15 protein-coding genes are annotated in these 14,620 nt (G+C 56.5%); 6 read left to right on the top strand and 9 right to left on the bottom strand.

All coding sequences use genetic code 11. The annotated features are described in order from the left end of the window. The first annotated feature begins 232 nt into the window (after positions 1–232). Positions 233–625, top strand: coding sequence for a barstar family protein (locus ACX9OT_RS19015; RefSeq protein ID WP_049462356.1), 393 nt, complete (start codon positions 233–235; stop codon positions 623–625). A gap of 28 nt (positions 626–653) precedes the next feature. Here ACX9OT_RS19015 and ACX9OT_RS19010 read toward each other — a convergent pair whose 3' ends face one another. The 3 genes from ACX9OT_RS19010 to ACX9OT_RS19000 all read right to left on the bottom strand — a co-directional run bounded on the left by ACX9OT_RS19010 (position 654) and on the right by ACX9OT_RS19000 (position 4,767). Beyond that, complete coding sequence (locus tag ACX9OT_RS19010; RefSeq protein ID WP_121503891.1) at positions 654–1,646, bottom strand: glycosyltransferase; 993 nt, start codon at positions 1,644–1,646, stop codon at positions 654–656. Then, on the bottom strand, positions 1,646–2,923 hold the full coding sequence (locus ACX9OT_RS19005) for an O-antigen ligase family protein (RefSeq protein ID WP_459003196.1): 1,278 nt from the start codon (positions 2,921–2,923) through the stop codon (positions 1,646–1,648). The genes ACX9OT_RS19010 and ACX9OT_RS19005 overlap by 1 nt, the downstream gene beginning before the upstream one ends. A 1,481-nt stretch (positions 2,924–4,404) precedes the next feature. Continuing rightward, entirely contained in the window at positions 4,405–4,767 is a 363-nt protein-coding gene (locus ACX9OT_RS19000) for a hypothetical protein (protein WP_459003194.1), read from the bottom strand. Between the two features lie 150 nt (positions 4,768–4,917). Here ACX9OT_RS19000 and ACX9OT_RS18995 point away from each other — a divergent pair, with 150 nt between their 5' ends. Together ACX9OT_RS18995 and ACX9OT_RS18990 are read left to right on the top strand one after the other, a co-directional pair. Further along, positions 4,918–5,574: a hypothetical protein gene (locus ACX9OT_RS18995; RefSeq protein WP_459003192.1), complete on the top strand. Its 657-nt coding sequence runs from the start codon at positions 4,918–4,920 to the stop codon at positions 5,572–5,574. Positions 5,575–6,541: 967 nt separating this feature from the next. Then, complete coding sequence (locus tag ACX9OT_RS18990) at positions 6,542–7,054, top strand: hypothetical protein (RefSeq protein WP_459003190.1); 513 nt, start codon at positions 6,542–6,544, stop codon at positions 7,052–7,054. A 9-nt stretch (positions 7,055–7,063) separates the two neighbouring features. Here the strand turns inward: ACX9OT_RS18990 and ACX9OT_RS18985 are convergent, their stop codons facing one another. Both ACX9OT_RS18985 and ACX9OT_RS18980 read right to left on the bottom strand, forming a co-directional pair. Further along, positions 7,064–7,864, bottom strand: coding sequence for a hypothetical protein (locus ACX9OT_RS18985; protein WP_459003189.1), 801 nt, complete (start codon positions 7,862–7,864; stop codon positions 7,064–7,066). Between the two features lie 33 nt (positions 7,865–7,897). After that, a complete protein-coding gene (locus tag ACX9OT_RS18980) occupies positions 7,898–9,478 on the bottom strand; it encodes an LA2681 family HEPN domain-containing protein (protein ID WP_459003188.1) in 1,581 nt (526 codons plus the stop codon). Between the two features lie 587 nt (positions 9,479–10,065). Here ACX9OT_RS18980 and ACX9OT_RS18975 point away from each other — a divergent pair. Continuing rightward, positions 10,066–10,362, top strand: a complete 297-nt coding sequence (locus tag ACX9OT_RS18975; RefSeq protein WP_459003187.1) for a hypothetical protein — start codon at positions 10,066–10,068, stop codon at positions 10,360–10,362. A 57-nt stretch (positions 10,363–10,419) separates the two neighbouring features. Here ACX9OT_RS18975 and ACX9OT_RS18970 read toward each other — a convergent pair whose 3' ends face one another. From ACX9OT_RS18970 to ACX9OT_RS18960, 3 genes are all read right to left on the bottom strand, one after another. Beyond that, entirely contained in the window at positions 10,420–10,953 is a 534-nt protein-coding gene (locus ACX9OT_RS18970; protein ID WP_459003186.1) for a hypothetical protein, read from the bottom strand. A gap of 23 nt (positions 10,954–10,976) precedes the next feature. Then, on the bottom strand, positions 10,977–12,116 hold the full coding sequence (locus ACX9OT_RS18965) for a COG3904 family protein (RefSeq protein WP_459003185.1): 1,140 nt from the start codon (positions 12,114–12,116) through the stop codon (positions 10,977–10,979). A 70-nt stretch (positions 12,117–12,186) separates the two neighbouring features. Beyond that, positions 12,187–12,348, bottom strand: a complete 162-nt coding sequence (locus ACX9OT_RS18960; RefSeq protein ID WP_459003184.1) for a DUF4113 domain-containing protein — start codon at positions 12,346–12,348, stop codon at positions 12,187–12,189. A 264-nt stretch (positions 12,349–12,612) separates the two neighbouring features. Here ACX9OT_RS18960 and ACX9OT_RS18955 point away from each other — a divergent pair, with 264 nt between their 5' ends. After that, the gene (locus tag ACX9OT_RS18955) at positions 12,613–12,957 is read left to right on the top strand and encodes a hypothetical protein (RefSeq protein ID WP_459003183.1); all 345 of its coding nucleotides are present in this window, start codon (positions 12,613–12,615) and stop codon (positions 12,955–12,957) included. A 273-nt stretch (positions 12,958–13,230) separates the two neighbouring features. Next, positions 13,231–13,623: a hypothetical protein gene (locus ACX9OT_RS18950; protein ID WP_459003182.1), complete on the top strand. Its 393-nt coding sequence runs from the start codon at positions 13,231–13,233 to the stop codon at positions 13,621–13,623. Positions 13,624–13,679: 56 nt separating this feature from the next. Here the strand turns inward: ACX9OT_RS18950 and ACX9OT_RS18945 are convergent, their stop codons facing one another. Further along, the gene (locus tag ACX9OT_RS18945; protein ID WP_459003181.1) at positions 13,680–14,615 is read right to left on the bottom strand and encodes a hypothetical protein; all 936 of its coding nucleotides are present in this window, start codon (positions 14,613–14,615) and stop codon (positions 13,680–13,682) included. Positions 14,616–14,620: the final 5 nt, after the last annotated feature.

The following is a 14,620-nucleotide window of genomic DNA, read 5'->3' as shown; positions in this document are numbered from 1 at the left end:
GGAAACTTTACGGGACTTTATATATGGACCGATCCAAATATATGGAACTGTGCAGGCAGTCAGAAAATGCGGCAACCGATAATGGCGCCATATCCTTATCGAATAGCGCTGACACGCCAGCGCCCGATGAAAATCACGCAGGATTAACACCATAATAACGCCACCCCATCCAGGGCGGCCCGGATTATCTGCGCCGGACACAACCGTCGCCCCGGAGGGCTACAGTCTGCAGATGACACGGATCCTGCACATCGAAGGCGCGTCCATCAACGACATCGCCAGCCTCTACGTGGAAATCAATCGTGTATTCATGGCCGACGAAGACTGGCAGCTGGGCGCAAGCCTGGACGCGCTTGATGACCTGCTGCACGGGGGCTACGGCGCGCTCGCCGGTCATGCCACCGCCACGGTGGTGTGGCGCGACATCGCCCACAGCCGCGAGGCACTGGGCCGCGAGACCACGCGCGCCTGGCTGCAGTCGAAACTCGATCAGGGCGGCAGGTTCAACGGTCCGGCCATCCACGCTCAGTTGACGGCACTGTCGCTTGGCCAGGGACAGACCTACTTCGAGATCGTCATGGAGATCTTCGGCAGCCATCCGCAGATCACCCTGGTGCCAGGCTGAGCACTCTGCAGCAACCAGCCCCATCAGCTCAAAGCTTGGCCAGGGCCTCGCCCAGACGGCGTGGGAACGCCACTTCGCTGGCCAGGTGCCATGCGCGTGCATTGGCGCCCAGCCGGGTCCACTCGGCCTCGTCCATCGCCAGCGCACGCTCGACGGCCTGTTCCAGCGCCTTCTCATCCACATGCCAGGTCCTGGACAGATGGCAGGGCTCGCCCTCGTGCGCGGCAACCAGGATGCCGCGGCTGTCGTCGATCATCTGGTTCATCGGCGCGCCATCGCAGGTGATCACCACCGCCCCGCAGCTCATCGCTTCCACCAGGTAATGGCCCCAGCCTTCGGTCTGCGACAGGCACAGGTGGAACGCATGTTCGTTCTGCAGGCGCTGCACCTCCTGGTCGGGCAGCCGCTCGCGGACGATCCGCAGGTTCGCGGCCCCGCCCTCATCTTCGTCCGAAGGGCCGCCGCGCAGGATGGTCAGCAAGGGCCACTCCGGATGGCGCTTCCAGACCTCGACCAGCGTTGCCGTGCCCTTCATGCGACTGGTACCAGCTGCATGCAGGAAGCTGCGCGGCCTGCGCGGCACCGCCGGGTCGTAGCGGTCACGGCTGCAGAAACCGACTTCCAGCGCGCGCATGCCCAGTGCGTTGAAGATGCGCGTAGCGTCTTCGGTCTTGGTCAACAACGCATCGAACCGCGGCAGGATCCGCAGGCTGCGTGCGGACACCCATTCCGGATTCGGAATCAACAGATTGACCTCGGCCAGTCCGAAGCTTGCCGGCCGGACATGCTCCAGCGAGATGTTGATGTCGAACCGGGCCGGCGTGCGCCCCAGGCTCAGCCACGAGGCCAGCAGCCTGCGCAGCCGCATCCCGCGGAGCTTCCAGGCCCCCCCATTGCGCACCGCGTCCAGACGGCTGACCGTCACCGTGTGCCCGAGCTGCTGCAACGAGCGCTCGATCACCTGGATGTCATGGGACAGGCCACGCTGGTTGTCGGCGGCCAGCAGGTGGATATGCGCCATCAGGAGGGACTCCCTGGCCGGCGCAGGTCGCGCGCAGGCAAGGCGGTCGCCAGCATGAAGCCCAGCACCAGGTAGAAATAGAACGAATGGGGCATCGCTCGGTAGAACACGTTGTCCGTGAACGCCGACAGCGCATAGACGATGACCACGGCAAGTCCGGCGGTGGCGATCATCGCGGTGATGTCGTCGGCGTGGCCGAGACGCCGCACGAAATGAATGCCGGGCAGGATGAAGACCAGCAGCATGATCAGCAGCAACGGCACGCCACCGGTCACCGCCGCTTCCAGGTACTCGTTGTGCGGGTGGTTGTAGCGGAAGATCGACTCGGACACCTCGCCGCGGGCGATGCCCTCACGTGCATAGGTACCGAACTGGTTCAGGCCCACCCCCGCCACGGGATGCTCGGCGAAGGCGTCGACCGCCACGCCCCACATGGCGATGCGCTCACGGACCGAGCCGACCTCGTTTTCCTGGTTGAAACCGGAGATCTCGCCACTGACCTCACCGAAGCGCTGGATCACCTCATGGTTCAGCACCGAGGTGGCACCGACCACGCCAATGACCAGGGCACCGACGAAGGTCAGTGCCCCCCGCCAGCGCCGGGTGCGCCGGACGTGCACCGCAATCACCATCAGCATGGCGGGAATGAACGCCAGGATCGGCCCGCGGCTCTGCGCCAGGATCGAACCGTAGACGCCGACCGCGATGGCCACGCCGTGCAGCCAGCGTTCGGCCGGATGCACATTGGGCTGGATCAACCGGATGACCGAGAACAACGCCATGCACAGCGTCACCATGGTGAACTCGATCGCCGTCCATTCGCCGCCACTGAAACCGTGCGCGCGTTCAAGGCCCATCACGTGGTGCTGCACGATGCACGACCCGCCGAAGACCAGGGTGGACACGGCGAAGATCTTCCAGATCAGGCGCCAGTCCAGCGCAGTGGCGAACACGGCAGCGGTGCCCAGGTAGAGCAGTGTCTGCGCCGGCAGATCCAGCTCGTTCCAGCGCAGCCCGTGCCAGAGGATGCTGTAGAAGGCATAGGCCAGGCGCAGGAAGCAGACGATCACGATGAACCGGGCGATGCGGTAGCGCAGGCGGACATCGGGCTGGCGGCGGATCAGAACCACGCCGGTGACCAGCAGGGCCAGCAGCAGCACCGCCTTCAGCAAGGTGTAGGGTGCGGAGCCGGCAAGCGGAACGATGGCGACCAGGATGCTCAGCAGGACGGTACGCCAGGTGTAACGAGGTTCGGCGGCCATGCAGGCTGCAGTCATGCTTGTTCTTTCCATCAACGCCCGCCCGGGGGATAAGTCGCCCCGGTTTCCATGGAGGCCGCTTGGCGGAAATCGCCGGGGCTGACACTACCGTGGGCCCCTGGGGAAATCAACCAAAGTGCCGGCGCAGGGGCGCAGGCGTTGGCACACGGACAGCCCCCGGGCCCAGCACGGGTGCCGCGGATCATCGACCTCCCCAGGTCGCTACACTAATGGCCTCTCCGGCCATGCCTGCGCGTGGCCACGCCCCGACGCCCTGCCAAGACGCGAAACGCCCCAAGTGACTGATACAAAAGACAACACCAGCAACGCCAAGGCGTCCAAGGAACACACCCCGCTGATGAAGCACCATTAGCGTGGGCCGATTTATACCCACGAACCCCTTGCAATGCAAGGGTTTTTTGTGTTTGAGCGTGGACACATGCGGCATGGACACATTGTGGACACAGCAAATGGCGCGCACCGTCCCAACCTGTCTCAAGGTGTCCCCGCCTCTCTCGGCCCTGCTCCTCCATCACGGACCCGTGGACACACCAACGAACGCCCCGACCATGCGGAACACGCGTTGCCATTTGCAATATTGACAATACAATTTTCGTAAGCTTGCCAAATCCCATTTCCCTCGCACTGTAAAACAATGTGTTTGTTTTGCAGGGGGCCGAATGCACGCCAAAGGATTTAGCTTAATTGAACTGACATTGTGCCTGATATTGCTCGTCGGCCTTGGTGCATTGACGTACAAGCCACCCACCTCCATAGCTCAAAAAGCTGTTGTGCAACCGGGGACGGCCTTTGGAACCAACGACTCAATTGATCTGATTTGTATGGCCGCCCCTACCGGCTCATGCGTCAAGTTAGGAACGGCGCTGTCAAAATCGGCGGACTTCGTGCGAGTCAATGGAGTGCAGGTACAAAAGCCATACAGTGCTTTGCATGAGGCAAATCTTGCGCTCCAATGCGGCACCCGCTCAAACTAATGAAGTCCTTTTCCGCTACACCAATAAGAACACGTCGTACGCCGCTGACGACTTGAGCGCGTGCGAATGCTCGCCAACAATTCAAGCACAAACACTGGCGTGCCCCGAAAACAAAAGCGGATCAATCACACAACGCAGAAATGGCGCCTGCACCACATCAGCCTGCCCCACCCGGCAATGGACATCATGGGTAACGACAAGCAACACCTGCTCCACAAATGCGAAACCGATACCACCGGTTTCCGTTATCGCCCCAGGAACTGCATGCATCCCCGAAACGGAACAACGAGTCGCCAACTGCCCCAGTGGTCAAATTGGATTTGTGATTGAAAGCAGAACAAAAACATGCCCCAGCCAACAGTGGGGTTCCTGGATCACTGCAACACAATCCTGCGCCGCCCCTGCTCCCGCATCCACTCCTTGCACATACGACCCCAGGACGGACAAAGAAGTACGCACAACCTCCTGTGAAGCGGGCCAAGGAGGGACCATCACCCAAGAACGTTACCGCAGTTGCAACGCGGAAAGTTGGAGCGACTGGAAAACCTTAAACAACACTTGCAGCGCCAGCTGCGTTACGACGGGCACTTGCTGCACACCCGGACGCATGCAACGCGCAACAAGTGTGGCGTGTCCAATCAACACATACGGCCAGCGCAATGGAATTGAAGAACAATTCTCCCGTTGTGCCTCGGCCACCACTACTCCCGTTTGGAGCGGCATATGGACTGTAAAAGGCTCATCCGTCACTGGAAGCTGCAACGCTTGTCCGGCAAATACCGTAGAAGTGTTGAATCGAAGCGAACCACGCTCCGGATCCTGCGCCACTGGAACGTACGGAACACAAAGATGGGAGGCGCTGTTCACCCAAAACTGTGCAGATCACATACGCCTGCAATGCATCAGACAATCAGACATCGCCGGGCCGCAGTGAGACCTACAGCAATTGGGTAGAAAGCGGCACACGCAATCACAGCTCCAATTGTGCAGCTTGTCCTGGCGCGTACAACGAAACCGATGAGCCAGTGGGTTCGCGTGGACAACGGGTGCCCCAGCGGCTTTTCCGGGCAAAACAGCTTTGAAAAGCAACAGCACCGTCAACGCACAATCAGTTTCAGTTGCCCAAGTGGCCAAACCGCCCCATCACCCCCAAATGTTGGTGGCTGGAGTGGATGGTACGACACCGGCGCGCAACGCAATCATGTGAACACCTGCGCGATTTCAGAAACATTTCCAACCCGCCTCCCTGTGCAGACCATTCGGGGCGCGTGGGCGCGTGCAGGCGAGAGTGGCTTTGGTTGGGCAATTGCTTGCGACAACTCAACAATGACATCGCTGTATGGAGCACACCAATACAACGCCGGGCAATGCATCAAAAATCCAAACGTCAGCGAGAACTTTGGATACGCGACCTGGGCACCCGAATACAACGGCCCCTTCTCCTTCCAAAGGTCCGGAACGATCACGCCCGAAGTAAATGCGTGTTTATCAACCCTAACAACCCAGCACTACGGGATGAGAATCAGCAGCATTGGTTCAACTCAAATCAACTGGCCGAGCCAATGTTCGTGCCAGAAATTGAACCGCGCAAGCGTAGTCGTTTACGAATACACCTCAGTGGGCTGGGATAGCGATGGAGCGCGACTGGAGCTTTACGAGTACAGATGCGACTGACTTGGCGGCGAGTGTCTCTTTATCATCGGGGGATTTCTCCAACCTTCCGAGTCTTCCCGCGCTCGTCATTTCTTAGGAGTGTCCGACCAGCAACCAACCAGCTTACGCCCGAATAGTTGTGGTCAACGCGCGAAAAACCAGACGAACCATCGTTGCGCACGGTTGCTGCCCCAGCGATTGGGGCTTTGTGGCGTTCGGCCCACGCCCGTTCCGCAGCGCCAATTGAGAGAATTTTTGGGGTGGGGTGCGAATGAATGATTTCACCCGTAAATCGCGCTCCCGGCTGAATTTCGCCCGTATCAATAGTGCAACCAATGCTTACCCCGTCGGTGAAGACTTGAACACTGTACGAACCATTGTCCCGGATGCCAATTGCCGCACAGGCCTCATGACCGGTCCTGTCCGTGTACGTGCGAAGCTTTGACCCGACCACGGTCAGAAATTCGGCCAGATCCTGGTCTTGCACCGACTCGATAGTGTCAATTTGTTCTCGAGCTTGACAATGCACTGTTGAAACAACGCTCAACGCCAAAGCAATACTTGTTGAATATACAATCCTCACAATTACCCCATAAATGCACAAGACACTTACCGGGTAACTTCAAAGATGCTCTTGATGAAGCGATGGGAGGCGATAGCGCTGATCCAGTCAGACGGCGGCTGTCACCTATTGTTAATTATAACGTGGCGTGTAGAATTCCCTCCGCACACTTCAGAGATGAATATGCCATATACAAATATAAGGAAACATAATGGATATCTACATAACTACCATCGTAATTATCGCAATTTTAAGCCACACCCCAACCTCCAAACTAAGAATTATTCTAAAATTACTTTCAAAGTTTGGTGGTCGCGACAAATGAGAAAAGGCCGGTGCACGCACCGGCCTTTTCTTTTACCCCCCCCTTGCCAAATCATGATTACTGATGTAGTGAATCAGCGTATCCGCATCCAAGGGGGCATCATGAGCTATATCAAACAAACTGGCGACGTAATTGTTTCAAGCGGCGCCGACACTCAAAACCTGCTTGCAGATGAAGTCCAACGCAGCGCGGGCGTAACCGCTGTGATGATGATCAAGAACGATCAGCAGGACGAAAAGCTCAAGAGGCTGAAGGCTCGAAACGACCTGGACAACATCCAGAGATTGCAAGAAGCCCAGCGCGAAATCGCCAACCTTCGGTCACAGCTGGTGCAAATGCAAGCTCGTCATGACGTGATGCGTGACTTGGCGGCGGACATCTTGGTTGACCGCTCGTGCTGCACCGCCGCTGCACGTCAGTTGGGACAGAAGTGGACCGGAACTGGTGAAAGTCAAGATATTGAGCGCGACTTTGAACAGTTCAGAGCAAATGAAAAGAACGCAATCAACTCCGACCTAGAGCGCCAGAAGAAGGCTTACCGAATTGTGGATGAGGTGGCAAGTGGCTGGCTGCATCCTGAGTCCACTCGCCGGCGCCGTCCGCCCATGGAATGATGCATAGCGTTACTGGTCAAGCCAGCCTGGACGCCGGTAGAAGCGCCCGCGTTCGACAAGCTTATCCAACCGCGTAATTCTTTCGTGGCTGTTGTGCCGGGGCGCACGCCGCTTGAATTCGGCCAGTGCCTCCCGTGCCGCCTCAATGTCTTCCTGCCCCATGTACCACTCCACAATGTACGTAATGAACGATGTGTTGATTGGCTGGTACGCGTCCATGTCCCGCAGCACTTCACCAAATCGGCCCGTTTCCGTGCGGTAGGGGTTGAGGTCGTATTGCATTTTTTGAGCCGTCAAAGCGGCTTTAAAGATGACTGCAGCTGGCTTTTTGCTGCGGACCACAACGTAGTACGGGCGAATAGCCGTCTTCTTGTCGTTCTCTTCTTTAAGCGCGGCGTAGTCCATCCCACGATGGAAGCTTGTTTGATTGAGCAGCCTTTTGTTGTACATCTCTAGCATCTGTTCAAAGATGCTCTGGGCGTGCGCATCGGACATTCCGACCGCCAGCACAACCACGCGGTACTCGCCGCCCAATCGTTCTCGGACGAACCATTCCCAGGCAATTCCTCCGTTCTTCTGCCAAGCAAACGCCCCTCGACCGTACCCAGCGTAGAACGGCACTCCATCTGCGTCCACGTGCAACCACGTATAGTTCTTGTTGAAATGCGGACCCGTCATCCACTGGGTATGCGACACGCATGTCTCTTGGCTGTATGACGCGAGCAATGGGACATCAACGCTGATCTTGCTCACACCAGATGCCTTGGCATGCGCCACGAGGTCTTCCACATCGACCAATTTGAACGCCATGGTGTTCTCCCTCTTCGTAGAGCTTCGGGACGCCTACCCTTTCAGTTTGTCGGGTATAAACGCAACCCCGTACGACACAGACAGCCCTTCTTCTTTTTCATGACGTTGCTGCTCAGCGCGGTGCATTGCAAGGCAAAGGTACATGATCGCGGATCGCGCCATGAGCAGCACACGCAGAGCTTTGCGCTGGAAGTCGTCTAAGGTCATCTGTTCCGACAGTCGGTCGTGGAGCATTGATGTTTCGTCGCAATCGGAGCGGGCCCAAACGATCTTGAAAAATCGATGCTCCAAAGCATTACGCACAAGATGCAGTTGCTGGGAGTCTGGTGAGGCGCTTTGCCTTACGTCCTCATTGAAGATGTCTTCGGACAAGCTGTACAACGCATGCAACCAGATGTTCTCACTGCCTTCAAACTCTGGGCGAATGGTTGTCTCGACGCCCTTCTTGGGTTCAGTCCGCCACAGTCGTGCGAAATCCGCAGATTTGCGTTTGGCATTGATGTCCCAACGGTCGCACACAAAGTTCGCGACCTTATCCAGCAGTGAATACGCCGCGCGATAGGCTGTTTTGACCTGCTCAATGGCAATGCTGTATCGCGCACTATCGGCGTTGGACGACAAAAGAACCTCACGGTCGGCCATGTTGATCTTCTGATCATCCAGACCAACAAACATGCACCACCGCGCGTAGATGTACTCCTGCTTGAGTTGATTGAATGCGGCCAAGTACGAGATCCCTACTCCGTCGGCCCGGTGTGTTGGTAGAGAAAGCGAGTCCGTTGCGGCCACCGGTTGGGTGTACGCATCGTTCATGGGACTGAGGAAGAGCCTGTTGTCCAAACACCAGCGGCGGTAGCGCTTCTCCTGGGCGCTGCGGCCCAATGCGAACGTGTCCATCCAGGTAAGGTCCGGGTTGCTCTCAACACCGTACCGATCCAAACCAAGTTCTACGGCTTCCAGCATGAGCCGAAAGCGCTCTGCGGCTTCAACGAACGTCGCACCGTGAGCGCCGATGGCAACCGCCTTACGCAGTTGCTCGCGGCCTTCGATGTTGATCCATTCCCGGTGCCCCACGTCATACAGGTTGCGCGCGTAGAAGAACAATGCACCCGCCATATTGCCTTGCGCCATCGCAAGCATGGGATCGAGTTCTAACGCTTTGCGCCAGTGCTCCAACGCATCATGTACGCGGCCCGTCTTATTGAACGCGTTGCCCAAGTTGGAGTGAATCTGTGCGCGAAATTCATCAGGGTGCTTCCCGAACCCCTCATGCGCGATGGCTGAGCGCAACTGATAAATCTGTGCGGTGTTGTCTGGCTGGATCCACGACAGCGCGTTCTCATCGGTACGACGGTGCGTGTACAGCCAGCCCAAGGCATTGGCGTGAAAGTAGTGCAGCACGCACCCGTGCCGCTTGTCCGCCAATTCCCCGCAATTGCCAATCACCTCAATGCATTTCTGCATCAACTCAAGGTCGTTGGAGTCATTGGCCGCATCAATGAGCGCACCGAGTTGTTCCACATGGCTGGATGTGATTTGGCCTTCCGCTGCCCGAATCGATATTTGGTCGGCTAGGGCGAACATCTGTTCACGGGTCATAATAATGGCGGTCAATGCGTTCTCCGAACGCGAGCGTGTAGCATGGGGTCTTGCCATCCATTACACACCGTCATGAGCCTAATTTCGACCGTTTTGATTTTGGCTGCAGCTGGAAATCCCGATGTCCCGCTTGCTGTGGAGTCTTCGGCGCTGGTGACGGCGTACGAGCGCGACGCCGACGCTGCCGACAAGCGCTACAAGGGCGTGAGGCTTAGGGTCACTGGGGTGGTCGCTGAGGAGCCCGCCTGTACCGGCGCTCCCCCCTCCTGGCTCTTGAGGGCACAGGGATCCACGACCGGCCCGTGGCCGTGTTGGACCCGGCCCGCAAGGACGAGCTGGCCGGTTTGCGCAGTGGGCAGTCTGTAACGCTCGATTGCCTGGGCAATGGGCATGTCTCCGGCACTCCGATGCTCAAAAACTGCACCATGGTTCAGCAAGCCCACGACCACAGCCGCTAGGGTTGTGATCGACGGCCCATACGCATATCTGGTGGCCTTGCTCCTGGGCGAACTCCACGCGCCCCCAGACGGTTCAGCTTCGCGGCTTGTCTTCACTGCGCGGCGCGCTTATACCTTGTCTCGCCCTCGGGGCAGGAGAACAAGATGGCAAAGAAAGTTCACGATATTGATAGCAGGACCGCACTGTCTATTGCGCGCATCGTTGAAGAGATGGAGAACGGTTCCAGTGGGGAACTGATAGCTGCAAATTGCGGAAAGGGCCGACTCGACGGCGATTTCTTCCGCGACTTGCGCCTCTTCCACTCCGCGAGCAAGACCAAACCGGCCTTTACGAAAAAGGCTCAAAGAACGGTCCGCCGCATTACCGACGAAATCGCTGCGGAAGTGGATGCCGAACTTCCGGCCAAGCCCAAGCGTAAGGAGCATGAAACCAACTCCTAACAACCCATAAACCACAGCATACGCCCGCGCACAGCGGGCTTTTTTATGCCCGCATAATTACTTTGCACTCAGTTTAGCAAATGCAATCAAAGCTGTTTCAGTATCGTGCAATCTGCTGCGGTACTGGCTGCGGACCTGGGCGATTTGCTGTGGCGTGACGTGGGCGGTAGCCTTTTCGATTTTCAAATTGATCAGGGCCATTCTGCGTTCAAACTCATCCGCCCCCATCCGTCCATTGATGACTTCAAGATAGACCTCGGACCGCTCATCTAATATCGCACGCAATTCCTCACTGCGCGTCGCCAGCCCCGCCAACATGACATTGGACGTGCCAGCAACTTTCAATACCCATTGCATGTCGCTTTTGCTTTTGACGGCGGGGATCAACTTCGTATCGACATGGGCTGACATGCCCAGTCCCAGCGATACCAAAACGATTTTCTGATCAAGGGCAGGCAACTCCTTTACCCACGCGGAATTCGCCGGCCAATTCTCAGAGTCTTGGGGTGGAACGTCGGACGCCATGGCTGTCTGCATGAGCGCGAACATCAAAATGACAAGAACCATAAAATTGCGCTGAAATGTGCTCACGGAAAATTCCTTTTAGCTGTCCATCAATTAGGCTTAGAACAGCCCCGCTGGACCCAGGTGATAATCAGTGCATCACACAGTTCATCCTCCTGCCCTTCAACCATCGTCATACCAGACGGCGGCGAACTCCACATGCGCTTGAGAACATATGTTGAATCAACGCCCATCTGTGATGCGTAGTCGAAGATTGCCTGATATATGGGATGTTCCACCGGCACAGCCGTCCCGTTTTCATCTGCGACTTGGTGAAAGCCCAGGTCCCCGTATGGAGACCAGTTGACTCGCTCCACGCCTCCCATAAACACCAATGGGCATGCGGAATAGCAGTTGTTCCACAACGATGTCTCCAATCCCTTGCTGCGGATGTACCGACCGGCCGCGATTGCTTCGAGCACATACCCACCTCCGCTCCCCAAAGCAACCTGCTCAACCGTTGGATTGGCTTCAATTGCATCAATTACTTTTTGTGCGAAGCCTTTTTCGATATCCCCTAAAACTTGCAGTACTCGGCCCTCAGCTTTAATCACGTAGAACGACGACTGTCCTACTTGCTCGATTGACGCATCTGTCGGGATGCCAAATCGACCCACACAGTCCAAATTCCATTCGATCACGCGCTCATGGTGAGCCTGCCCAATGATGCCGTTCGCCACACTGTTAAAGTTGCTCAACGAGACAGCCATAACGCGCAGGTCTTGGGCGTTCTCAGTCGTGGGGGTGACGTAATCTGGATCGTACGTCATCACGGTTCCAGAAATATATTTATCCTGCTTTAACAGCCGCCCAAGTACGTAACATGAATGCTCGGGAATGTGATACTCGTTGTAGTATGTTCCTACATGGTTGTAGTCATTGATTGCGACTGCGGCGGCCCACAACTTATCTTGCAGCGCCTTCTTGTCTTTCATTTGCTGGTACAGATCCTGGACCACCTCGGACAAGTCGGACACGCCAACAGAAGCTGCCGCCTCGTGCGCAGGATTTTCCGCTGGCTCCACTTCTACAGGGGCAGATTCTGTCACGGCAGGCGGCGGGATGGGAGACGCTGGAGGTGGCGCCGACTGATCGCAAGCTCCCAAAATTGAAATGCTGACAAGCGCGAGAATCGGTTTCATTGTATCGGAACATAAGCCAATTGATCTCATGCCGAACGTCCATTTCATTACAACCCCCTTGTTGAAACCCGCCACTTCATCTGTGAGCAGGCCATCCAAAGCCACGCATGTAGCAGCCCTACTTGGCGACAAGTATCTCATCCCAGCGGGTGATAAAGGAAAGCGACAGATGCCCCTGCCGCATGGCCCGTTTGGCGGCACCGCTCGGGCTCGCACTGGGCGACGCAAACGACAGACTGCCGCGCCCGAACTTGTGGCTGGCCGCGTCCAAAGCCTTCATCAGCGCCTCGGGTTTGGGGCTGCGCACCGGTGCGAACAGATCCTGCCCTGCTGGGCGGACTTCTCACGTAACTGACGGATCATCTGGCCCCTAGGCGCCTCGACTTTGAACAAGACAACCAGCACAAGAACAAGAAGCAAGAACCCAACAAAGCCAGCCATAGCGCCTCTCCCTAGAGATGCCAGTCCAGCGGCTTGTTGGGCGAAGACTATAGCCCAAGATATGATGGCTATTCTACGCGTTGCAGTGGACAAGGATCGTGCAATGAACACAGATGACCTCACGGACCGGCAGTTGCTCGATCTCCATTGCACTGTCATGGACGCGTGGCGGCAGCGCGGGGTTATACGTTCAGCGAACAACCCTGTGGCCGACTACACAGAGACGCTGGTGGCGCGCGCGTTCAATGCCACGCTTGCGACAGGTTCCCAGGCAGGATTTGATGCTGTCGGTCCAGACGGAACGCGGCCTCATATCAAAGGCAGGCGACTGACCGCCGCCAATAGAAGTACGCAGTTGAGCGCGCTGCGGAATTGGCGTCAAACCCCTTCGATCAACTTGCCGCAGTCGCCTTCAATAGCAGTCAGCACATTGAATGCGCTGCGCTGATCCCACTGGATGTGGATCATAAGTTGGGGTGATACCGCGCCCATACAAACAGCCACATATTGTATTTTCGGCGCTCAATTTTTGATGAGCAAGGCGTGATCAACCTTACGGACTTGATCATTGAGGCATCAACCACGCACAAGCCACAATCAAGTTAGATTTTATCGAACTGTCACCATTGGAATCATGCACGTAGAATTCATGACACATCATTTCACAAAGATCATTGAAAACAAGGCGCGCACAAAGCCGTACGAATTGCGGAATTACCGGATGATCAACACCATCGCAATCACGTACAAGGATGCGAACACACCAAGCCCAACGTATTTCGTTCTGGTGTGCTTCTTGAACGCCGACACGATGAGCGACGCCGCTGCCGAAGCAGCCGAGCGAAACTTGACCGTACTGCAAGTTCTAACGCCCGTGTTCGATGCCATGTTTCAAGACACAACATATCGTCCTGCGACGATGGTCCGATCCGTTCAGAATAGTTTTGAAAAAGGCATTGAGCTCTGCGAGGATGCAGTGACTTTTGAAGACGTCCCCGCGGATGCTCGATATACGGGATTCATGGGGTCGTGCTATGGACGTGAGTACATCCACTTGGTCCACAAGCTGCTGCACACCGACATCGAGATAATCCCTTCCACTGTCACAGTCTGAGCAATGTGGCCGAGGAACCAAGCTAGCTTATGAAAACACTGTCGCCCCTCGATCCTTCACTTGACCACATAGGGCTTCTTGATTGTAGACGGCCGCAGGCTCCTGAGATCGCCATTATTGATGTTAGAACTTGCGAGTTCCGAAGGTTGCTTCCCGGTCAGATCGAACACTTTCAAAATTAGACCAGTGCGAACGTTGATGACAGCCAACTTCTTGAGGGATGCGGTTATCAGCGTCTGTTTTTCTTCCGACTCAAAGGGCCAATCAATTTTCGGAAACTTATACTCAGCGTGGCCACCTACGTACGGGTGAACCACACCGTACAAGTACACTACGTCAATATCATCCTTTTGAGCGCGCGCATCAGCACCACTCATTTCTACATCAGCTCTCAGTGAAAGCTCCTTGTACGAAAGCCCCGGAAGCTCCCCGGCCTCCACCACTGATTGCTTGTCAAAGGCCACGTAATAGGCGTCCCGCTTCGTCTTTGTGACAGACACGGACACCCCATAGGCGTTGCTTGCGTCGTAGACGCTTCTGCGAACGTTTCTTTCACCCCCGTAGACCTTGGCAGTATCGTGGAATTCCTCGCCATCAAACCATCGACTGCTGTACGTGCCGAGAGTGCGTACCCGCAGAACTTGTGCATCCGCGTCGAAGTCGTCCGTCAAACGCGCACCGGCACTGATCACACATAGAAGACCGTCTCGCAAAGCAGATGGCTTAGTAGACAGCACGTTCTCAGTGCGCGTCTTGAACTCATCGTTGGTTTCGTACTGATCTTTCGGCGGGATATTTCCTATCGCCGCTACCACCCCAATGAGCGAATGCCCCTTGAAGTTGGGACCGAGACTCATCCCCTCCTCTAACACGCACGCTTGCGTCAAAGGCATGTAGCCTCCGGCTGGGACTTGGGCTTTTGACTTGGCCGCACCAAAACCAGCGGGAATTACAGCCATCCCGACGCACAACAGCAGCAAACGCTTGAACACTGATC

Source organism: Stenotrophomonas genospecies 3, assembly GCF_054473855.1.
This window is presented reverse-complemented; position numbering and strand designations above follow the sequence as displayed.

Excerpts from the sequence above, each read along its gene's own strand:
- ACX9OT_RS18990 (WP_459003190.1), top strand. The coding sequence starts at position 6,542 with ATGAGCTATATCAAACAAACTGGCGACGTAATTGTTTCAAGCGGCGCC.
- ACX9OT_RS19015 (WP_049462356.1), top strand. The coding sequence starts at position 233 with ATGACACGGATCCTGCACATCGAAGGCGCGTCCATCAACGACATCGCC.
- ACX9OT_RS18960 (WP_459003184.1), bottom strand. The coding sequence starts at position 12,348 with ATGAAGGCTTTGGACGCGGCCAGCCACAAGTTCGGGCGCGGCAGTCTG.
- ACX9OT_RS18950 (WP_459003182.1), top strand. The coding sequence starts at position 13,231 with ATGATCAACACCATCGCAATCACGTACAAGGATGCGAACACACCAAGC.
- ACX9OT_RS19010 (WP_121503891.1), bottom strand. The coding sequence starts at position 1,646 with ATGGCGCATATCCACCTGCTGGCCGCCGACAACCAGCGTGGCCTGTCC.
- ACX9OT_RS19005 (WP_459003196.1), bottom strand. The coding sequence starts at position 2,923 with ATGACTGCAGCCTGCATGGCCGCCGAACCTCGTTACACCTGGCGTACC.
- ACX9OT_RS18975 (WP_459003187.1), top strand. The coding sequence starts at position 10,066 with ATGGCAAAGAAAGTTCACGATATTGATAGCAGGACCGCACTGTCTATT.
- ACX9OT_RS18985 (WP_459003189.1), bottom strand. The coding sequence starts at position 7,864 with ATGGCGTTCAAATTGGTCGATGTGGAAGACCTCGTGGCGCATGCCAAG.
- ACX9OT_RS18965 (WP_459003185.1), bottom strand. The coding sequence starts at position 12,116 with ATGAAATGGACGTTCGGCATGAGATCAATTGGCTTATGTTCCGATACA.
- ACX9OT_RS18995 (WP_459003192.1), top strand. The coding sequence starts at position 4,918 with ATGAGCCAGTGGGTTCGCGTGGACAACGGGTGCCCCAGCGGCTTTTCC.
- ACX9OT_RS18955 (WP_459003183.1), top strand. The coding sequence starts at position 12,613 with ATGAACACAGATGACCTCACGGACCGGCAGTTGCTCGATCTCCATTGC.